This window comes from Arthrobacter sp. TJ-270 (genome assembly GCF_058269075.1).
Genome location: NZ_JBZCNB010000002.1, coordinates 89,980 through 110,695 on the forward strand (window position 1 = coordinate 89,980; position 20,716 = coordinate 110,695).

Consider the following 20,716-nt stretch of genomic DNA (forward strand, 5'->3'; position numbering starts at 1 on the left):
GCTACTCCGCGGAAAATTCGCCGTCGGCTATTGCATCCGCATACTTGCTGAGGTCGGGGCCGGGCTCGAAGTCGACGAACTGGGGCTGAAGCTTTTCATACAGGAACTTATAAACCTTGTCCCGGTCTGCACCGGACTGCGTTGCCGCAGCTTCTTTCACTGCTTCCTGCAGCGCCTTGTCCGCGTCCGAAAGGATCTTCTCGCGGGCCTGCTCGTTCCACTTGACGTCGCTGATATTCAAGATCGGCCTCCAACAGTAAGTAGACTGTTTATCACCTCAGGCTACGGGGCTGGACTCGGGGCCACAAGCGACTCATCCTGCCAGAAGGATTGTGCGCGATTTCTGCTCTGCTAATGTGCAGAGACATCACGAGTTTAGAGACGGGTGCGGGCGTGAGTAGTGATATCGGTGAGGATTCAGTCCGCAGCGAATTGCAGGACTTGATCCTCAACGGTGAAGAGATCGACGTCTTCCTCAACGGCATGGTGGAAATCGCGTCGCGCGAACTCACTCAAGCCACCGGAAGCACCGTCTATTCCGCGGTGACACTCCTGCGTCCAAAACGCGCAGCGACCGTCGCCAGCAGCAGCGAACAAGCCAAAAACATGGACGAGGTGCAGTACGCGTTCGACGACGGCCCCTGCCTGCGTGCCGCCCGTGAGCATTACACGGTAGTGATCCAGGACTACGAAAAAGAGGGCCGGTTCGGTGACTACCGCAAGGCCATCGAACAGCACGGCATCCGTTCGACGCTCGGCGTCCCCATACTGCTTCAGGACAATGCGGACGCCGGACTCAACCTGTACTGCGAGAAGCCGATGGTCTTCACTCCCGAGGTGATCGCGGCTGCCGAAGGATTTGCGGCCAATGCGTCCAACGCGCTTCGGCTCGCTGTCCGGATCGCCGGTCTGATGGACCACCGGGCCGATCTCACCGCCGCGATGGAAACCCGCACCACAATCGATCTCGCAGTCGGAATTGTCATGGGTCAGAACCGCTGCACGCAGGAAGAAGCCGTGAACATTCTCAAGGCAGCTTCCAGCGCACGAAACGTCAAGCTCCACGCCGTCGCGGCTGCCGTCGTCGAATCGGTCAATCAGACGACCCCGACAACGCACTTCGACGCCTAGAACGGGACCACACTCAACGCCACCATGAACGGACCTCGATGACTGCTTTCGTTACACCGGATTCGTTCACCACGCGCCCCACCCTTCAGGGCACCTTCGGCATGACGGCCTCAACCCACTGGCTCGCAACGGCGTCAGCACAGGCTGTCCTGGAACGCGGCGGCAACGCGTTTGACGCCGCAGTCGCGGGTGCGTTTGTTCTGCACGTGGTTGAACCGCATCTCAACGGACCCGGCGGTGACATGACCGGTGTCTTCGCGACCGCTGAGAACCCTTCCGAGCCCGTGATCCTGATGGGCCAGGGCCCCGCACCCGCGGCTGCGACCCGGGAGCACTACCTCGCCGAGGGTCTTGAACTGGTCCCCGGCGCCGGTGCGCTGGCTGCAGCCGTCCCGGCCGCCGTCGACGCCTGGCTTCTGCTGCTGCGCGACCACGGCACATGGGAACTGAATGATGTGCTGGCCTTCGCCGTCGGTTACGCCCGTAACGGGCACCCCATCGTCGGCCGCGTTGGAGCGACCATCAAGGCAGTGAAGGATCTGTTCACTGACCACTGGCCCACCTCCGCGGCGCTCTGGATGCCGGACGGCAAGATCCCCGAGAACGGTGACATCGTTCGAAACGAGGCGTATGCCTCTGTCCTCGACCGGCTCATTGACGCCGGAAGTGCTGATGGTGCCTTATCCAGACGCGAACAGCGCATTGACGCTGCGCGGCGCGAATGGCGCGCGGGCTTCGTTGCGCAGGCCGCTGTCGAATTTATCAAGGCCCCCCACCGACACTCCTCAGGACAGGACCACGTGGGGGTTATGAGCCTGGAGGACTTCGCGAACTTCCAGGCGGGCTACGAGGAAGCGACCACTCTCACATTCCGCGGATACACCATCGCCAAAACCGGCCCCTGGGGCCAGGGCCCCGCCCTGCTGCAGACTCTTGCCATCCTGGACGGGTTCGACGACGACCGCCTGGACCCGTCCACTGCTCTCGGAGCGCACACCATCCTGGAAGCCCAGAAACTGGCCATCGCCGACCGCGAGGCTTACTACGGTGATGCTTCGGTTCCCATGGATTACCTGCTGTCCGCTGAGTACGCTGCGGAGCGCCGGGCGCTCATCACAGACCAGGCGTCCACCGATTTCCGCCCGGGCACGGTTCCCGGACACACGCCGTTCACGCCGCCGCTGCGCACCGAATACACGCCGCCCGCGCTGGCAGGCAAGGACGGCTTCGCCGGCGTAGGGGAGCCGACCGTCTCCCGCAGCGGTGAGACACGCGGCGACACCTGCCACATCGACGTCGTCGACCAGTGGGGCAACATGGTCTCCGCGACGCCCTCGGGTGGCTGGCTCCAGTCGTCCCCGACCATCCCTGAACTGGGATTCTGCCTGGGCTCCCGGCTGCAGATGACCTGGCTTGAAGAGGGTGCGCCGTCGTCATTGCAGCCCGGGAAGCGGCCCCGCACCACACTCACGCCGACCCTGATCCTCAAGGACGGCAAGCCGGTTGTCGCCCTCGGTTCACCCGGCGGCGATCAGCAGGATCAGTGGCAGCTGCTCTACATACTCCGCACGATCGTCGGCGGGTATTCGCCGCAGCAGGCCATTGACGCTCCGTCCCTGCATACGACGTCGATCCCGGGCTCGTTTTTCCCGCGCATCTGGGAACCGGGCGGCGCCGTCGTGGAGGATCGGCTCGGGGAGGACGTGATCGCGGATCTCGAAAAGCGCGGACACATCATCACTCGGGCGGGGGACTGGGCACTTGGCCGCCTGTCCTCGGTTGTTCGCGACCCCTCGACCGGCGTCCTGATGGCCGCCGCTAACCCGCGCGGAGCGCAGGGTTACGCAGCCGGCCGCTGAGTAAGGCGTCGCTGAGCAAGACGTTGCGCGAGGTTAGAGGAACGGACGCAGCGGTGCGAGGATCGCTTCGCTGACCCGCGCCACAATATGGCGGCTCTCCCATTCCCTGAGGGAGAGTTCCCGGCAGTTGCTGCTGTCGATCTCGTAGATGCGCTCCATGATGGCGGCAAGATCCTCATCGAACAATTCAATGTTGATCTCGTAATTCCCGGTCAGGCTAAGGCGGTCGATGTTCGCCGTTCCCACGGTGGACCACTTGCCGTCGACTGTGGCGGTCTTGGCATGAATCATGGCGTTTTGGTAGAGGAGGATATTGACGCCCTCGCGCAGTAGCGACGAGTAGAAACCACGTGACAGCCAGTCAGAGACCACGTGGTTTGAGTCCTCGGGCAGGATAACCCGCACATCAACACCGCGTTTGCTGGCCCGCAGGAGCGCGTCCAGGATCTGCTGGTCGGGGATGAAATAGGCCGTGGTGATGTAGATGTGGCTGTGCGCGCGGTTGATGGCATCCAGATAAACGCCGCGAATCGGAAAGACAAGGTTCGCAGGGACGTTGTTGACGGCCCGCAACCGCGGTTCCCAGAACTCTGCGCTCTTTTCCTCAAGCGGGCGGTGGCGCTTGTTGGGTGCGGCGTTCCAGAACGACACGAATGCCTGGCGGAGTTCCCAGACCGACCTTCCCTCAAGCTTCAGGTGCGTGTCCCGCCACTTGGACGCGTAAACGGAGCCGATGTTGTAACCGCCGACGTATCCAACGGAATCGTCAACGACCAGGATCTTCCGGTGGTCGAACCCGGTGCCCCGGATATTGGTGAACACGATGGAGGGGCGCACCACCGGGAACCGGAACACCGCCACGTTGGGGTGGAAACGGTAGAAGGTGGGCGGTACAACGAGGTTCGCAAAGCCGTCATAGATCACGTACACGTTCACGCCCCGGTCGGCGGCCTCGTTGAGCGCTTCCTTGAACTGGCGTCCAAGGGCGTCGCCCTTCCAGATGAAAGTCTCCAGCATGATTGTGTGCCGGGCGTTCCGGATCGAGGCGAGCATGTCTTCGTAGAGGTCGTGCCCATAGGTGAAGACCGTGGTCGCAGACCCAGCCACTTCGGATTCGAAGATGCCCGGGTGGGGGAACCCTGGACGTTTGCTGCGCCGTTTCTTCTGCACTGCATCAACAAGAACGATGACGGCAATCACCATCGCCTGCACGGCTGCGAACGCCATGGCCGCCCGGGAGAGCAGCGAACGAGTCAGGTCGAGCAATTGAAGGCGGCGGAGAGTGCGCATGCAGGTAAGCCTAGTAGGCGACGGAACCTGAACCCGGCGCCGGAGGGCGCCGGCGCCGGCTGCTGCGCCCCTAACGCTTGTTCAGCGCCGCCAGGAGCCGGTGCTCGGCGTCCTCACCCGGTTCGATTCCGCGCGGGATCCGGAACAGGAAGAACATTCCGAGCAGCCACCAAAGGCCGAACAGGATCCACGGCGGAGGAGTGAGCGCCGCCGGCATTCCGGGCAGGTACAGGCTCAGGAGGGCAAGACAGAGAACTACAGCGGCGACCCCGATGACCAGGCCGCCGTTGCCCGGTCCGCCGACGCGAAGCGGCCGTTCCATGGAAGGTTCCCGCCGACGCAGGATCACGAAAACCACTGCCACCAGAATGTACGCAATCACAATGCTGGGTGCGCCGGAGTCAACCAGCCAGACGAGCATCGATACGCCGAAAAATGGTGCCAGGAAGGACAACGCGCCGATGAACATCAGAGCATTGGCGGGCGTGCGGTACTTCGGATGCAACTTGCCGAACCAGGAGGGAAGCATACCGGAGCGGGCCATGGAATACATGAGCCGTGAGGCGCCCAGCAGCAGCGAGTTCCAGGAGGTGAGGATCCCGGCGATGCCGCCGGCAATCAGTACCTTGGCCATCAGGTCGCTTCCGAAGAGGGCTCCCATCGCATCCGCGGTGGCGATGTCTGCCTGGGCAATATCGTCCGCGGGCATGGCCGAGGACGTGGTCAGGATAGTCATGACGTACCAGATAGTTGCGAGCAGTACAGCGACTACAACCAGCTTGCCGATCTGGCGGGCGGGGATGTTCACCTCTTCCGCCGACTGGGGGATCACGTCGAAACCGACGAAAAGGAACGGCACCACAACGAGCACGGCGAAGAACCCACCGAGTCCGCCCGCAAAGAACGGCTCCATGTTGGTTGTGGAACCACCGGTGAAGGACCCGAAGATAAGGATGAGGCCGATGAGCAGGAGGAACAGCACCACAAAGGTTTGCGCGACGCCGGCGAGTTTCACGCCGAGGATATTGATCGCGGTAACTACGACGGCGGCGATCGCACCGACAAGGGCCCAGGTGAGGTACACCTGGCTTCCGGCCACTTCCCACAGCGGTATCTGGTTCAGACCCGGGAACAGGTACAGCGCAGTTCTGGGCAGGGCCACAGCCTCGAACGCAACGATCGTGACGTACCCGCCGGTGATCGCCCATGAACCGACGAAGGACCAGCGAGGCCCCATTCCGCGGAGGAGGAAGTTGTGTTCACCGCCCGCCTTGGGCATCGAGGCTGTCAACTCCGCATACGTCAGGCCGACCACTCCCATGATGATGCCGCCGGTTACCATGGCCAACGCCGCACCCATGGTTCCGGCAGAACCGATCCAGCCGCCGGTCAGCACCACCCAGCCAAAACCGATCATTGCCCCGAACCCCAGCGCCAGGGCGTCCCAGTTTCCCAGGACCTTCAGGAGTGACGTGTCCTCTGCGCCCCTGGAAATCTGCTGCTCTGACATGAGCGTCACCCTTCTGGCCCTGGCCGGTCCAACCGGCTCCATGTTTCGGTGTGAGATGAGCGTAGTCCCACAGCCGCCTGGGCGGACAGATTTATGGCAAGTGTTTCAGGAGAGGCCCGCAACCCGGGTCGTCGGGTTGTGCCCAGGGCAGACCCAACCGATCGCGCTGAGGCTAGTCCTCCTCGCGCTCGCGGTTCTCCTCTTCCTGCTTCTGCTGTTCCTCGGCTTCCTCCTCCGCCTGTTTTTGGGCTTCCTCAGCTTCCTTTTCGGCCTGCTTCTGTGCTTCCTTGGCCGCATCCTCCGCGGCTTCTCTCTCAACGTCCGTCTGGGTGTTCTCCGGGTCCGCACTGTCTTCCGTTACGCCCGGCACCGTGGCTGCAGGGGGAGCGGGTGCGGGCTCGGTCGAGGGTGTGACTGACGCAGGCGTTTCCTCCGGCACGGGTGCCTCCTCCGGCTGGATGGACTCGATGAAGGCGGTGATGTTGCCCTGGATTTGGTCTGCCCGCCCGGGTGTCACAGTGCCGGCGTCCTGAGCCTGCTGCACGTTGGCCTTCAGTGCCTCGGCCCGTTCAAGCGCGAGCTCAAAGTTCCCCTCCTGCGTCACCGCGGCAAGGTCCCTCACCTGTTGCTGAAGTGCTTTGGCGGTGCCCGGCTCAATGGCTTCGGGCCCGCCGCATGCTGCCAGGCCCGGAACAGCGAGCGCCAGTACAAGAATCCATCGCTTCGAACTCATGGCTGCACACTTTCGTAAAGTTCGGACAGTCTTTCCCCGGGTACCCCGGGCACGGACGGCAGCGGTTCCGGAGTGGGCGCCGGCGTAAGGATGCCCGACAGGATCACACCCAGCAACACCAGTGCCAGCACCACGACGACGGCGGCCGCCACCCACCAGAGCCGCCTGCGCTGTGAAGGCTCCCTGGTCACGGACGTGGCAGGACCGTGCGGCTGCGCAGACCGTTTCGTCGGTTCCCGCTCGGAGGTTGAGCCGGAGCCGACCACGGACGTCCGGCGGTCGCCGCCTCTTCCCGCTGCACCGCTGCTGCCGTCGTCGTCGTCGTTGAGTCCGAGAACGAAAGCGCGGCGGGTGGAGTGGGAAGTATAGGCAGCACCCGGCAGCACAGTGGTCTCGGGACCCGTGTCCTCGGCCGGGTGGTGGTCAGCTAGAAAAGCATTCCGTCCGGAGGCCAGCAGCCCCGCGACTTCCGCCGCGGTGGGGCGGGCGTTGGCCGTGCCCGCGGTCATGTCAGCGATAAGGTCGCGCCACGCCGGATTGACGGAGGCGGGAATTGCGGGGCCCCGGTGCAGGCGTGCAAGCGCGGTCTCTATTCCGCGGCCCTCGAAGGCGGGCTCACCCGTCAGGCACTCCAGCAGTACCAGGCCGAGGGCGTAGATGTCAGTCGCTGCCCCGACCGCTTCGCCCCGTGCCTGTTCGGGGCTGAAGTATGCGGCGGTGCCGATCGTTTCGCCCGTTGCGGTGAGCCGGTCGCCGTCCGCGCGCCGGGCGATGCCGAAATCCGTCAGGACGTACCCGAAGCGGCCCGACGAAGGCTCGGCATCGCGGGTCAGGATGTTGGACGGTTTGACGTCGCGGTGAGTGATTCCCTTCGCATGGACGTAGGCGAGGGTCCGGGCGACGTCGTGTCCGATGGCCCAGATCTGCTCGGCCTCCAGCGGCCCGTTGCGCAGCAACCGGTGAAGATCGGGCCCATCGACCAGGTCCATAACCACCCAGCCGGCGGTGGCGGAGTTGCCGACGTCGTGCACCTTGACCAGGCCCGGATGATCCAGGCTGGCCAACAGCTGCGCTTCGACGCGCTCCCGTTCTGTGAGTCGGGCCCCGGGTTGACCGCGGAAGAGCTTGATCGCAACGTCCCTGTCGAGCAGCTGGTCGTGACCTCTGCGGACCTCCGCCATGCCACCGCTGCCGAGCAGGTCCCCAACCAGGTATCGTCCGTCGAGTACTTCGCCGGCGGCATCTGCGACCTGCCAGCCAGGTTTCGGTCCGGCGGCTGGGGTGGGCATTCTGTCGGGCGGAGGGGGTAGCTGCATGTCAGGCACCTCCTCATTCTCCGTTGTCGCCGTCCATTCATGAAAGTGCACTGTCCTCTTCATGAAAGCGCCGGCTCAAGGTAGGTCGTCAGGTTTTGATGACACTCCCACCTCCAGAGGACGGCGTGCGAACTCTCAAAAAATGGAGGGTGCGCGACGCGCACCCTCCATGACGGTCCAGGGAATCAGCCGAGCAGGCCGCCCAGACCGCCGCCGCCGCCGAGCTTTCCGAGGAGGTCCGCCGGGTTGATGCCGAGCTTTTCCAGCAGGCCGGAGTCGCGCTCGGTGTCCACCTGGTTCGGCAGTTCCTGCTCAGCCTGCTGTGCCTTGTCGTGGTCGCCCTGGTTCTTCAGGAGGTCGATGATCTGCTGCTTGTCGATGTTCATGAGGTGTTCCTTATCTATTGGTGACTTCGTTACGAGGGGATGGACTAGCGGAACCGCGGCGCGGCGGGATCGTCTGCACGGTTCACCTGAGTGCTGCCGGCGGTCTCCGTGGTCTGGGTGCGCGCCTTGGCTCCCTGAGCTGCGCCCTTGAGCTGTTCCGAGGCCGACGGCGAGGACTGGGCCTCAGCTTTGATGCGCGGCGCTTCTTCTTCTGCCCTGTTGAGGTAGTGCTCCCAGCGCTGGGACATGGGCTTGATGAGCCCGCCACCGACGCCCACCACAATGACGCCGACAACCGCGGCCAGTACGGCGATGAGGATCGGCGTAGTTACGGTGGTTGCAATCTCCACCTGGTTGAGGGCCGCAATGATGCCGATGCCGAGAATGAAGATGCTTGCAATATTCGCGAGGATGTTCCCGTAGGAAAGTCCGCCAAGGGTGTTCTGGATCAGGCTCTTGACCGCTGCTGCGATGGCAGCGGCAATGATGACGATGATGATTGCGACGATAATCTTCGGCAGGAAGGCGATGATTCCTTCGAGCAGGTCGCTGACCGGATTAGGCCCGAAGACTCCGAATGCGAACTGGAGCACGAACAGCACCAGCGTGTAGTAGACAATCTTCGCGATGATGTCACTGGCATCCAGCGACGATTTGGCGAGTGCTTTCTTGACGCCGCCGCGTTCTACGACCCGGTCGAAGCCCAGGCGTTCGAGCAGTTTGTCCAGCGCCTTGGAGATCGCTTTCGCTATGAGTAGCCCGACCACCAGGATGACGAGGAACAGCAACAGTTTTGGTAGGAACTCAATGACCGAGGCGAGACCGCTTCTCAGTGTTTCTTCCATGGAACCTCCATCAATATGGCTTCACGAAGCTGTCAGGGCGGCGGGACGGCTGTCCGCCGGGTTGCACGCTTCCAACAGTAAGCACACATCGAGAAAATAGAAAGGAGGCTTAGTATTTCTTTTTCGGAGCCTGGTCGAACCGATCCGGAGGTAGTCAGGGGTGCCGGACGCCGTTTCCCTGCAGAACTGCCCGGTACCCTTCCCGGTAGGTCGGGAACGTGAATTCGAATCCGCTCGCGGTCAGCCGCGCGTTGCTGCAGCGCTTTCCCGTGGCCTGCGCATCGTCAGCGGCACTCGGAGGAGGAACAGGTACGCCGAGTTCCGTCGCAAGGAATTCCTGCACATGGGAAAGCATTGCCGGCTCACGGTCTGTGCCGACATAAGCCTCGGCGGGGGCTTCGAGCCCTGCGATGTGTACGATGGCCGCCGCCGCATCATCCCGGTGTATCCGGTTGGTCCAGTGCGGTGCACTGTCTGCTCGTACCATCCCGTTCAGCACCTGGTCGATCAGCCGTGTGCGACCGGGTCCATAGATACCGGAGAGCCTCAGCAGAACCGCCTGGGGCGCGCGGTTGCTCAGCAGTTTCTCCGTTTCCCGCAGTACCGCGCCGGTGGCGGTCGAGGGTGAGGGCGGGGTGCCTTCGTCAATCCAGCCGCCGTCGTCGTTGCCGTACACAGCCGTCGAGGAGACAAAGACGATCCTCCGCGGCGTCACCCCGTCCCGGGCAAGGGCGTCGAGCAGGTTCGCTGTGCCGTCGTAGTAGGTGGCCCGGTAGGCGGCCTCACTTCGCCCATCAGCCGTCAACGCAATGACGACGACGTCGGTGTCTTCGGGAAGGGACGGGAGTTCGCCCTTGAGGTCGACGGATTCGCCCTCGATCTGCGGCGGCAGCTTCTCAGCGGACCGCCGCCACCCCACAACCCGCTGCCCGGCGTCCGCAAAATAGAGTCCCGCCTGCGTGCCGAGGTCCCCGCATCCCGCAATCAATACAGTCATCCTCCGAGCTTCCCACACGGGACCTGACCGAAGGGTCGTGCCAGACTTGGGGCCATGGCCACCCGGTTACTGATCATCGCCGACACACACCTGCCGAAGCGTGCGCGGCGCCTCCCGCCGGAGGTTTGGGACGCGGCGGAGGCCGCCGACGTCGTCGTTCACGCGGGCGACTGGGTGAGCGTTGAGCTGCTCGACGAGCTTGAGCGCCGCGCGCAGCGGGTGATCGGCGTCTTTGGGAACAACGACGGCGCGGACCTGCGGGAGCGTCTGCCGGAAATCGCCCGGGTGACCTTGGAGGGTGTGCGCTTCGCCGTGATCCACGAAACCGGTGCAGCCCCCGGCCGGGAAAAGCGCATGGATGCCGCGTTCGACGAGGTGGATGTGCTGGTGTTCGGGCACTCCCACATTCCCTGGGACACCACCACACCCAAGGGAATGCGGCTGGTGAATCCCGGCTCGCCGACGGACCGCCGCAGGCAACCCGCGTGTACGTTCCTCACCGCTCAAGCCGACGACGGCGCCCTCACGGGCGTGTGCCTCCACAAAGTCACAGCACGATAGCGGAAGTGGAAATCACCCTCGCCGAGCGGCCCGCGCAGGCCGGCTGACCGTCAGTGGTCGGTGCGTTGCCGGCTTGAGGTAGGGATCAACAGGAAGGACAGCACAAAGGCCAGGATGGCAGCGGCGAAGAGCACGAACTTCGCCGTCGTCAGGAAACTGGCGAACATCACTAGGGAGGCCGTGAGCTGTGCGGAGGCAAAGGCGGCTTCGATCACGAAATTCTCCGCGATGTCCACCACAGCGTACAGAACGGCGACGGCGTAGAACAGCCAGCGGAGAGGTGAGCGCCGGCCGAATCGGTGGACCAGGAGGATGATAAAAGCGGCGAACGCCACGGGAAAAATTAGGTCCCACAGGTAGTGCGCGGCCTGGTAACGCTCGATCACCGGCTCGTCCATGACCGCACGGACTGACTCGAGGTACGCGGCGTCGTACCCTCCGACCATCAGGTCTGGGACCGGCATGCCGATGGCACGCTGCACTGACTGCAACTGCAGCCAACCGAGCGCGAGTGACAACACGGACACGACGGCTGCCACGACGATCAGCCAGGTATTACGGCGGCGCGACTTGCTGTCGTCCTGACCGCTTGCTGCGGCGTGCCTGCGCTTGTCTGCTCGAACCTTAGCCATTTTTCCCGCTCCCAAATGTTCAGGCTCAATTGTTTTGACAGTATGAGTGGCGGCCGCCGGCGGCCGTAACCGCCAGCGCCAACTTCGACGCTAAACCGGGCCCGCGTAACCCGCAACGTTCCGTAATGCCTCCGTGATCTAACGGTCGGTAAAGGAACCGGCAGGTGTTCTGGGGGAGCCCCCGAGGAAATCGCTTGCCGGGCCAGAATCCCTCACGGCGACGGAACACTTCCTGAGCGTCATTCCTTTTTGGGCCGTACCGATCGTTATCGCGGCGTTACCGGCGGAGCTTCTCGACCGCCTTCCGGGCCCGCTCAACTTCGCGGGTGGCCCCCCTCGCCGTGCGCTCGGTTTCCGTGCGCTCGCGAACAGCGTCATCGGCGTCGTCATCGATGACGTCAATGTCCTGTTCCAGCGCGCGGATCCGCTTCCGCAGTTCCCTCACCTGGGAGACGAGTGCTTCGCGGTCGCGCTCAAGTTGGTCCACCCGGGCACGGGCACGCTTGAGGGCCGATTCAGCTTCCTCGGACCTGTCCTCGGCATCCTCCAACTCGGCACGCGCTTCGGCAGCCGGGTCCGGCTCAGGTTTAGTGTGCCCGCCTTCGTGCGCATCGGACCCCGCCCCGTCAATGCCGGCCTCGAAGGGGCCGCCCACAGCGCCCGTGAGGTCCACGGCTTCCCAGCCGGTGGCTTCCAGTGGCCGAATGAGGCGGCCGGTAGAGACGGCAGCGGCGGCACCGGCGTCGGCCATCGCCGCCCGCAGGGTCTGTTCCACCTCCAGGGCCGCCGCCGTGCTTGCCGGATGTCCGAGTTCCTCGGAGAGAGCGACGCCGTCCTTGACCAGCGCCGAAATAAGCTGCTGGCGCTGTGTTCCGAGCTTCTTCAGCTCGCTCCGATCGAGCTGTTCCTGCGCCTCGCGCATCGCTGCCCCGAGCTCCAGCGCTTTCCGCAGCTCCGAGCCGCGGTGGGCGGTCATCATATTGAGCAGCCACGCTGAAGCCGACGGTTTGCGTAGAGCACGGACTTCCTTGGCCAGCGCCTTGTCGTCGAGGCTCTTCGCGCGGTCATTCCGGGCTGCAGTGAATTCGTCCAGGGGCCGCGAGTAGAGCTCGGACGCGATATCGGCGAGGTCGGACACTGGGAAACAGGCTCCATTTGGTCGGCGGGCTACGATGTCCAGTCAGCCGACGCGGACCTGCACGCCGCGCGACCGGCGTTCACTGGGCGCTCAGGAGCAACAGTACCGCCGACGCACGCAAGGATCAGGGCAGGGGCGGAATGGTCGGCCCCGGTTCCGGGATGGGCCGGTCGGGGGAGGGCCCGGGGCCGGGTTCCGGCGGAATGTTCGGAGTGTCGGGTCCCGGGTCGGGGATAGGGTACGGGGACGGCGAGGGCTGCGGTTCCGGTGCAGGTTCACCCGGGGGCCGTGGCTGAGAAGGATCGGGATGCGGTTCATGGGGCGGCGGGATAGACATTCCAGCTTCCTCTCCATCAGTGGGGCTCATGAGCAACAGTACGCCCGAGAAGGCGGGTCGGGAATAAGCAGCGGCGCCGGGTGCTTTTACTTCTGGCTGCGCACGTTTCTGCGCGCCCTTCAGTACCTTCAGGGGGATTTTCGTGCCGCACAAGACGGACAAAAGCACACAGGCAGACGACGGCACCGTTCCGAACGATCCCGGTTACATCTCACCCCGGGACAGGCTGGTCATTTCCCTGCTTCTGGTCTCGGCCTTCGTTGTCATCCTCAACGAAACCATCATGGGCGTGGCGCTGCCCCGCCTCATGGATGACCTGCAGATCACTGCCTCCGCCGGCCAGTGGCTGACGACCGCGTTCATGCTCACGATGGCGGTTGTCATCCCCATCACCGGCTTCCTCATTCAGCGTTTCAACACGCGGCCGGTCTTCCTCGCCGCGATGACACTCTTCAGCATCGGCACCCTTGTCTCCGCGATGGCGCCCGGGTTCGGCATGCTCCTCGTCGGCCGCGTGATCCAGGCCGGCGGAACTGCAATCATGATGCCGCTGTTGATGACCACCGTCATGACCCTTGTGCCGCCGTCGTCCCGTGGCAAGACGATGGGTAACATCTCGATTGTCATCTCAGTGGCGCCCGCAATCGGTCCCACGATCTCAGGCGTCATCCTCAGCGTGCTGGACTGGCGGTGGATGTTCTGGCTGGTGCTTCCCATCGCGGTCGGTTCGCTGGTGCTCGGCGGCATCCGGATCCAGAACGTGACAACGCCCCGCCGCACACCGATCGACGTACTCTCCGTCATCCTCTCCGCGTTTGCGTTCGGCGGGATTGTCTACGGCCTGAGCCAGTTTGGTGAGGCTGCCGCAAGCGGTTCAGGCATTCCAGGATGGCTTCCGCTTGCCGTCGGACTTGCAGGATTGGCGTGTTTCATTGCACGGCAGATCGCGCTGCAGCGCCGTGACCGGGCGCTGCTTGACCTGCGGACCTTCCAATCCCGCACCTTCACCGTGTCAATCCTCGTGCTGGCCATCAGCATGATGGCGCTGTTCGGAACAATTATTCTGCTCCCCATCTACCTGCAGAACGTGCTCGGTCTCGAACCTGCGGCCGCCGGACTGATGCTGCTGCCCGGGGGACTGGCAATGGGACTCCTTGGACCGGTGGTGGGCCGGATCTTCGATCGGCACGGCCCCCGCATCCTCGTAGTTCCGGGATCCATACTGGTTGCCTCCGCGTTCTGGGCGCTCACGCTCGTCGACGCGGCCACTCCGGTTCCGCTGGTGCTTGCCAGCCACGTGGTGCTGAGCATTGGACTGGCCGGAATGTTCACTCCGCTCTTCACCTCCGCGCTCGGCTCTGTCCGCCCGCACCTGTACTCCCACGCGAGTGCGGTGGTCGGGACCATGCAGCAACTGGCAGGAGCTGCGGGCATTGCTCTCTTCGTGTCCGTTATGACGCTGCAAACCGGCGCGCTCATGGCCGCCGGTGCTGCAGAAGTTCCTGCGCTGGCAGGCGGCATCCGCATGGCGTTCATGTGTGGGGCAGTAATCTTCCTGTTCGCCGTCGTCGCGGCGCTCTTCATCCGCAAGCCGGCACCCGCCGAGCCGGTGTCCTCATCATCACCGTCATCGAAGTCACCGTCGCAGCAGGACGGCGACGACGTAGCTGCCGCTCCCTTGGCACACTAGGGCCGCCCAGTGTCGATCTTCACGCCCCCGCAGGTCCTGACCACACCGAGCCTGCGGCTCGAACCGTTGGGTCCGGAACACCTCGAGGGAACCTGGTCGGCGCTGCAGAATCCCGAGTCAATGCGCCTGACCGGGACCCACGCCCAGTTCACCCGACCGCAGATCGAGGCCTGGCTTGCGGGCTTGGCGACCGCGGACGGGCGGGCCGACTGGGCGATCATCCTGGACTCCGGCGGGATCCACATCGGCGAAGTGGTGCTCAACGACTACGACGCAGACAACAGCTCCATCGGCTTTCGGATTGGTCTGAACGCGGATTCAAGATTCGGGCGGGGCTATGGGACCGAGGCGACCCGCGCCGTCGTCGATTATGCTTTCGATGTGATCGGGGTGCACCGCATCAGCCTTGAGGTGTACGCATTCAATCAGCGCGCGCAACGGGTCTACGAGAAGTGCGGATTCCAGGTTGAAGGACGGCTGCGGGACGCCCTGCACTGGGACGGTGAGTGGATTGACGCCATAGTGATGGGAATGCTCCCCTCGGATCGGCGTCAATAGCCGCGGGAATCAGTCCCGGACTCGCACCGCCGTTTCCCTGAGATAGAGATCCACCCGGGTGTAGGCGTCACGGGTCAGGGCTTTCCATAGTTCAAGCGCAAGCCGCTCGTCCTCCGACTCCAACCGCGCTATCGCGTCGGCAGTGAGGAGCTTGATGGTGACCTTCCCTGTGGCCTTCACAGTGGTTTCCTGACGATCATCGCTGCCCAGCGCGAGTTCCCCGAAGGTCATCCCCGCACTCAGCGTGGTCAGTTTCACCCGGTGCCCGGCGGGACCGACCACCGACGTGGTGACGCCGCCGGACAGGATGAAGAACACTCCGCCGAAGGATTGACCGATGCGGCGGATGACGTCGCCGTCGTTGTAGGTTCGGTCTTCCATCCGCTCTGCGAGTTTTTGGATGTCCTCATTGCTGAGCGGACTCAGGGCAGGGCACTGCGAGATGTCGACGCGGCTCGGCAGATCCAGCTCGCTGCCGTAGGTCTCGATCAGTCGGTTCTCACACCATTCGACAGCCGCCGTCCGGGTATCAAAAGTGGGGACCTCACGGTCGACGTCGCGGAAAGTATCGGCGAGCGTGCCTTCCGCATCTATCAGCACCAGCTCCCGGCCATCATCGACCAGGTTCTGGCGAACCTCGGCGAGGAGGCGCATCGATACGTCCGCAACCTCATCCACACGACGCAGGTCGAGGATGATGAGCTCCACCTCATCGGTAAGAGAGCTCAGTTCCCGGACCATCGACTCCGTGCCCGCAAAAAGGAGGTCACCGTTCAGCTCAACCACGCGGGCGCGGTGCCCATGGTCGCGGAGGAGGTCCATAGCCTCGTCGCCACGGCGGATACCCGAGGGAGCCGCCGAGATGTCGTAGGTCGAGCGAATCGCGGACTTGCCGACACGGGCCGCGCGGACAAAGTGAAGCTCCATATCCTGCGAGAGCCGCTGGCTGGTGGCCATGCCTCGCACGCTGCTGCCGTGCTCGTCTAGCGGCGGGGAGTAGACGGCCAGGCCAACCTGTCCGGGGAGCACGGAAATGGTCCCGCCCCCTACTCCACTCTTCGCGGGCATCCCGACGGTACTGATCCAGGATCCGGCGTCGTCATACATTCCGCAGGTGGTCATGACCGAGAGGACCCGCTCCACGGGCACGATCTCCATAACCTGCTTCCCTGTCATGGGGTTCCGGCCGCTGTTGGCAAGGGTTGCCGCCATGAGGGAGAGGTCCAGACAATTCACCAGGACGGAACACTGGCGGAAATAGTCTTCGATGACCGGCACCGGATCATGCTCGATGATGTCGAAGGACCGCAGCAGGTACGCCAGGGCGCGGTTCCGGTGACCATGCTCCAGCTCGGAGGAGAAGATCTCCTCGTCGATGGACAGTTGCCTGCCCGCGAAGGCGGAGTACGTATTGACGATGCGCTTGATGCGGGTGTTGCCGCCCGATGCCTTGATCAGGGAGGTCGCCGTGAGGGCGCCCGCGTTGATCATTGCGTTCGCCGGCCGTCCTGTTCCTTGGGCGAGGGAAATCTCGTTGAAGGAATCCCCCGAAGGCTCGACGTCGACCTTCTCATCCACCTTGTCCAGGCCGAGGTCCGCAAGTGCCAGGCCGTAGGTGAAGGGCTTCGAGATGGACTGGATGCTGAATTCTTCCCGAGTATCCCCAACCTCGTAGATGTACCCGTCCACAGTTGTGAGACAGATCCCGAAATTGTCCGGATTGACGTTGGCCATGGCCGGAATAGTGCTGTACGGCTTTCCGTCCTTCAGCTCCGAAATCTCCCGATGAATCCGCGAAAGATAGCCTTCAATTGGAGATTCCATAGGAGCAAGACTATGGCGAGTTGTGAGCGGTGCTCAATTCGTTCGGTTCAGCGCTTCCGACGGCTGTCCATGATGAGCGAGAGCGCGATTCCGAGCATCCACACATCCTTGGCAACGGGAGTGCCCTCCTGGGTGGGGCGGATGTCCATGTCGTCCTCCTTGGTCATCCCGGGTGTGCGGACGTACATGGCCAGCAGTCCCCCGGAGAACCCTGCGAGGGCCAGACCGGCGAGGCGGCTCGGGATGAAGGGCAGCAGCAGCGCGGCGCCAAGCCCGATCTCGACGGCGGAGAGCACCTTGCCGAACTTCTTGGGATCCAGCTCCTTGACCTGCGGAAATGCGTTGGCCGCCATTCCCTGCAGGTAGGCAGCCGTATCCCTGTCGATCTCCTGCTTGTTCAGGCCGGAATTGAGGATGAATGCGCCGGTGCTGAGACGGAGGGGAATGTGGCTGAGTTTCATCGGAGCTCCTTTGAGAACAGTGGATGGACCGCTTCGAGCCTACGTCCATTCCCGTGTCCGCCGCCACAACTGTCCGCCGCAATTGTCCGCTGCCACGGACTAAGCAATTAGGCAGCGGAGGGCAGTCCCAGCCCTGCACTGACGACCGTCCACGCCCAGGCGAACGAACCCACGATCACCGCAGTGAACAGGGTCAGCCAGACTACCGCCGGGATTCCGGTGGAGCGATACAGGAGATAGGCATCGGACTGGCCGCGGTTCCGCCGTCGTCGGAGGTGGACTGCGGCCACTTTGCCGAGGTCGCGGATGGACCCCACCAGCAGTGCAATCCCGAGGGCAACCACCGTGTGCCCGGCGAACTCGGCAGGAACGGCGACCACCAGGACGGTGGAGACCGCCACCGTGCCCAGCAGGATGAGCACACCGCCGGGATTGCGGATGAACAGCAGGGAGAGCAGCAGCACAAGCGCACCGACGGAGAGAGCTGCTTGTGCCCAGCCCGCGAAACCGGCCCAGACCAGAACGGACCCGACGACGGCCGGAACCGGGTACCCCCAGAACGTTGTCCACGCCGTTCTCCAGCCGGGGCGACCGAACGACGTCGTGAGGCCGGAATGGTCGAAGTTGAGCCGGATGCCGGCTAGCCGGTTCCCGGTGACGAGCGCGGCGAAGGCGTGGCCGAGCTCGTGGACGATCGTGCTGAAGAGTCCGAAGTAGCGCCAGGTTGCGTTGGGTACGGACAGGGCGGCGGCCGCCAGCAGGATGATCACGACCTCGGTCAACGTCAGCTCCGGCGGCTGACTCCTGCTGAAGCCGGCCACGATCCGGTCCCACCACTGCGCTACTAATTCCACCTTGGGATGCTACAGGGCCATCCTCGCCTGAGGCGGCAACGAATCCCCTTCATCGAGTCCCGTCACGGACGAGGAAGTTTTAACAGACTCGCCGTGTGACGTTCATCTCAAGGTAGGAATGCCTCTGCTTTGATGAGGGTTAAATGAAGTGAAAGCTATTCGAGCTATCGACAAAGGCGATCATGAACTTCCGGACGGCCGAGCATCCACGGCCGCAACATTTCATCCTGCACATGAGCGACACCCACCTGGTGGGCGGTCCGGAACCCCTGTATGGGGCAGTGGACAGCGAGGCTCGGCTCCAGCAGATTTTCTCCGATCTGGAGGCGTCCGGGTCGCGACCTGACGCAATCGTCTTCACCGGCGACCTCGCGGACAAAGGCGAAGCTGAAGCGTACGCAAAGCTCCGGGACATCGTTGACCCCGCAGCTCACAAACTCGGCGCCGAGGTCATCTGGGCCATGGGCAACCATGACGACCGCGCCACTCTCCGAACGGAACTGCTCAACGAGCCCGCGGACACCGCTCCACTTGACCGCAGCTACGAGATCAACGGCTTGCGGATCATCACGCTCGACTCAACGGTGCCGGGCCACCACCACGGCGAGATCAGCCATGAGCAGCTCGTCTGGCTCGCCGATGAACTCCTCACCCCGGCGCCATACGGAACAATCCTCGCTCTGCACCATCCGCCGGTCCCATGTGTCCAGGACCTGGCGGTCCTGGTGGAACTGCGTGATCAGAACCGGCTTGCCGGCGTCATCCGCGGCACCGATGTCCGTGCGATCCTCGCCGGGCATCTGCACTACTCAACCAGCGCGCTCTTCGCGGGCATCCCGGTGTCGGTGGCGTCCGCCACCTGCTACACGCAGGACCTCACGTACGACGACGGCGGCACACGCGGTCGAGACGGCGCCCAGGCCTACAACCTGGTCCACGTGTACGAGGACACCGTGGTGCACTCGGTGGTCCCCGTCGGGACGCACACCGCCGTGGGCGAGACCGTCCCCCGCGAGGAAACCCGCCGCCGCCTCGCAGCGGCCGGTGTGCAGATCGCGGAGGCATCGCCGGCGAGAGCCTTCACGAGCGTCTGACCGGCTGCTTCGGCTATTTTTCCCAGGGAGCCTTCACCGGGAAGTACTTCTCCAGGAAGTCGGTGACAGCACGGGCGCGCTCCTCGGCCGGAATCTCCGGGAAGCTGCCGTCATTGAGGCAGAAAAGGTCCATGTTGCGCTTGTCCAGCAGCTTGTGAAGCTTGCGCAGTCCGGAGCGCATGGTGGTATCGATGTACTTCACCCTCGCCGATTCCTGTGTCACGGCGCGGCCGGTCAACAGGGCGTAGTAGTGGTACAGCGAATTGGTGACGGAGATGTTGTCCTTGGCACGGAACTTGGACGCGGCCGTCGCAGCGAACTCCGCTTCAAACTCGTTCTCCATCTCGATCATGACACTCTTGCGCAGCGGAGCGGCCGTGTGCTCGAGATGGCGTGTGGTGATCCGGCCGAAGCGCTTGTGGAGGAGCCGACGGTTCACACGTGCAGCGTTCTCGAATCCGCTACGTTCGGCGTCGTTCTCGCCGAGCCCAATGCGGGTGTCCGCCTGGATGAACTTCGTGATGCCGCCGGGGGAGAAGAACATGTCCGGTCCCACCGGGCGGCCGAAGAACATATCGTCATTGGAGTAGAGGAAGTGCTCGGACAGGTCCGGGATATGGTGCAGCTGGCACTCGACCGCCTGTGAGTTGTAGGTCGGCAGTACGGAGGGGTCCTTGAAATGCTCCTCGGAACGAACCAGTGTCACGGATGGGTGATCAGCCAGCCATTCCGGACGCTCCGAGTCCGTGGCGATGAAGATGCGGCGGATCCACGGCGCAAACATGTAAACGGAGCGCAGCGCGTACTTGAGCTCGTTGATCTGGCGGTACCGCGCCTCGTGATCATCCCCCTCGCCCACGACGGCGTTCTCCATTCGGGCAGCGCGTGCTGCCAGATATTCCGGTGAACTTCCGTCAACCCACGTGAACACCAGGTCGATCTCGAAATCGATATCCGTCGCATGGTCCGCGAACATGTTGTCGATCGTCGGCCAGACCAGACCATGGCGGGTCACGGAGCCGCGCACCACTTCGTTCGAGGGCAGGGTGCGCCGCGTGAGGGAGTTCTCCATGGGGAGCTCGATGCGGTCACCGTCGAGGGACCAGAGCTCGATCTGCACACCGGCAGAAGGACCGAAGGTCAGTCCGCCGATCGGTTCGATGCGGGGACGGAACAACCGGAAGATCCGGGCCTTCTCGCTCGGGGAAAGGGCGCCGTCGGCCACAAGCAGCGTTGTCCGCCGCTTCGTGTCCACGGTCCGCGAGTAGAACGGCTCGTTGCGGCACGCCTCCACCAGCGCCTCCCGGAGCCGTTCACGGTGCTTCAGGTCAACCGCGACGACGGGGCGTTCATCATTGCCGCGGACCAGCAGGTACTCGATACCGGCACGCTCAAGCGCCTCCCGGACAAACAACAGGTCCTCCACCATTGCCTGGTGCGGCGTTGTATGCATGTTGATGAGGGCGAACCTACGCTTGACCGTGGTGATGTCATCGCGGT

General features: G+C 63.7%; 20 protein-coding genes. 6 read left to right on the forward strand and 14 right to left on the reverse strand.

Going from position 1 to position 20,716, the window contains the following annotated elements:
* Position 1: 1 nt before the first annotated feature.
* Positions 2–241 (reverse strand): hypothetical protein, encoded by a 240-nt coding sequence (locus tag AC4D2M_RS05125; protein ID WP_490890538.1) that lies wholly within the window; start codon positions 239–241, stop codon positions 2–4.
* Positions 242–393: 152 nt separating this feature from the next.
* Between AC4D2M_RS05125 and AC4D2M_RS05130 the strand changes: the two genes are divergently transcribed.
* Positions 394–1,131 (forward strand): GAF and ANTAR domain-containing protein, encoded by a 738-nt coding sequence (locus tag AC4D2M_RS05130; protein WP_490890539.1) that lies wholly within the window; start codon positions 394–396, stop codon positions 1,129–1,131.
* A 38-nt stretch (positions 1,132–1,169) separates the two neighbouring features.
* Positions 1,170–2,990 (forward strand): gamma-glutamyltransferase family protein, encoded by a 1,821-nt coding sequence (locus AC4D2M_RS05135; RefSeq protein ID WP_490890540.1) that lies wholly within the window; start codon positions 1,170–1,172, stop codon positions 2,988–2,990.
* A gap of 33 nt (positions 2,991–3,023) precedes the next feature.
* On the opposite strand, the gene AC4D2M_RS05140 is transcribed toward AC4D2M_RS05135, so the two are convergent.
* From AC4D2M_RS05140 to AC4D2M_RS05170, 7 genes are all read right to left on the reverse strand, one after another.
* Positions 3,024–4,280 carry a phospholipase D-like domain-containing protein gene (locus AC4D2M_RS05140; protein WP_490890541.1) on the reverse strand — a complete coding sequence of 419 codons (1,257 nt, stop codon included), beginning with the start codon at positions 4,278–4,280 and terminating at the stop codon, positions 3,024–3,026.
* A 70-nt stretch (positions 4,281–4,350) separates the two neighbouring features.
* A complete protein-coding gene (locus tag AC4D2M_RS05145) occupies positions 4,351–5,790 on the reverse strand; it encodes an APC family permease (protein ID WP_490890542.1) in 1,440 nt (479 codons plus the stop codon).
* A 172-nt stretch (positions 5,791–5,962) separates the two neighbouring features.
* The gene (locus tag AC4D2M_RS05150) at positions 5,963–6,523 is read right to left on the reverse strand and encodes a hypothetical protein (protein WP_490890543.1); all 561 of its coding nucleotides are present in this window, start codon (positions 6,521–6,523) and stop codon (positions 5,963–5,965) included.
* On the reverse strand, positions 6,520–7,839 hold the full coding sequence (locus AC4D2M_RS05155; protein WP_490890544.1) for a serine/threonine-protein kinase: 1,320 nt from the start codon (positions 7,837–7,839) through the stop codon (positions 6,520–6,522). Before AC4D2M_RS05155 ends, AC4D2M_RS05150 begins: the two co-directional genes overlap by 4 nt.
* A gap of 185 nt (positions 7,840–8,024) precedes the next feature.
* Positions 8,025–8,225, reverse strand: coding sequence for a hypothetical protein (locus AC4D2M_RS05160; protein ID WP_490890545.1), 201 nt, complete (start codon positions 8,223–8,225; stop codon positions 8,025–8,027).
* Between the two features lie 44 nt (positions 8,226–8,269).
* The gene (locus AC4D2M_RS05165; RefSeq protein ID WP_490890546.1) at positions 8,270–9,070 is read right to left on the reverse strand and encodes a mechanosensitive ion channel family protein; all 801 of its coding nucleotides are present in this window, start codon (positions 9,068–9,070) and stop codon (positions 8,270–8,272) included.
* A 154-nt stretch (positions 9,071–9,224) separates the two neighbouring features.
* A complete protein-coding gene (locus tag AC4D2M_RS05170) occupies positions 9,225–10,067 on the reverse strand; it encodes an SDR family oxidoreductase (RefSeq protein WP_490890547.1) in 843 nt (280 codons plus the stop codon).
* Positions 10,068–10,121: 54 nt separating this feature from the next.
* Between AC4D2M_RS05170 and AC4D2M_RS05175 the strand changes: the two genes are divergently transcribed.
* Positions 10,122–10,628 (forward strand): metallophosphoesterase family protein, encoded by a 507-nt coding sequence (locus AC4D2M_RS05175; protein WP_490890548.1) that lies wholly within the window; start codon positions 10,122–10,124, stop codon positions 10,626–10,628.
* Between the two features lie 50 nt (positions 10,629–10,678).
* Here the strand turns inward: AC4D2M_RS05175 and AC4D2M_RS05180 are convergent, their stop codons facing one another.
* Positions 10,679–11,260: a hypothetical protein gene (locus tag AC4D2M_RS05180; protein WP_490890549.1), complete on the reverse strand. Its 582-nt coding sequence runs from the start codon at positions 11,258–11,260 to the stop codon at positions 10,679–10,681.
* Positions 11,261–11,537: 277 nt separating this feature from the next.
* Complete coding sequence (locus tag AC4D2M_RS05185) at positions 11,538–12,398, reverse strand: transposase (protein ID WP_490890550.1); 861 nt, start codon at positions 12,396–12,398, stop codon at positions 11,538–11,540.
* Positions 12,399–12,877: 479 nt separating this feature from the next.
* On the opposite strand from AC4D2M_RS05185, the gene AC4D2M_RS05190 reads away from it, so the two are divergent.
* Positions 12,878–14,425 carry an MDR family MFS transporter gene (locus AC4D2M_RS05190; protein ID WP_490890551.1) on the forward strand — a complete coding sequence of 516 codons (1,548 nt, stop codon included), beginning with the start codon at positions 12,878–12,880 and terminating at the stop codon, positions 14,423–14,425.
* Positions 14,426–14,434: 9 nt separating this feature from the next.
* Positions 14,435–14,983, forward strand: coding sequence for a GNAT family N-acetyltransferase (locus AC4D2M_RS05195; protein WP_490890552.1), 549 nt, complete (start codon positions 14,435–14,437; stop codon positions 14,981–14,983).
* Positions 14,984–14,992: 9 nt separating this feature from the next.
* Here the strand turns inward: AC4D2M_RS05195 and glsA are convergent, their stop codons facing one another.
* The 3 genes from glsA to AC4D2M_RS05210 form a co-directional block, all read right to left on the reverse strand.
* Entirely contained in the window at positions 14,993–16,807 is a 1,815-nt protein-coding gene (gene glsA / locus AC4D2M_RS05200) for a glutaminase A (RefSeq protein ID WP_490890553.1), read from the reverse strand.
* A gap of 47 nt (positions 16,808–16,854) precedes the next feature.
* Entirely contained in the window at positions 16,855–17,268 is a 414-nt protein-coding gene (locus AC4D2M_RS05205; RefSeq protein ID WP_490890554.1) for a hypothetical protein, read from the reverse strand.
* A gap of 107 nt (positions 17,269–17,375) precedes the next feature.
* On the reverse strand, positions 17,376–18,122 hold the full coding sequence (locus AC4D2M_RS05210) for a M50 family metallopeptidase (RefSeq protein ID WP_490890555.1): 747 nt from the start codon (positions 18,120–18,122) through the stop codon (positions 17,376–17,378).
* A 182-nt stretch (positions 18,123–18,304) separates the two neighbouring features.
* On the opposite strand from AC4D2M_RS05210, the gene AC4D2M_RS05215 reads away from it, so the two are divergent.
* Positions 18,305–19,216, forward strand: coding sequence for a phosphodiesterase (locus tag AC4D2M_RS05215; RefSeq protein WP_490890556.1), 912 nt, complete (start codon positions 18,305–18,307; stop codon positions 19,214–19,216).
* Positions 19,217–19,229: 13 nt separating this feature from the next.
* Here the strand turns inward: AC4D2M_RS05215 and AC4D2M_RS05220 are convergent, their stop codons facing one another.
* Positions 19,230–20,669, reverse strand: a complete 1,440-nt coding sequence (locus AC4D2M_RS05220) for a stealth family protein (RefSeq protein WP_490890927.1) — start codon at positions 20,667–20,669, stop codon at positions 19,230–19,232.
* Between the last annotated feature and the right edge of the window lie 47 nt (positions 20,670–20,716).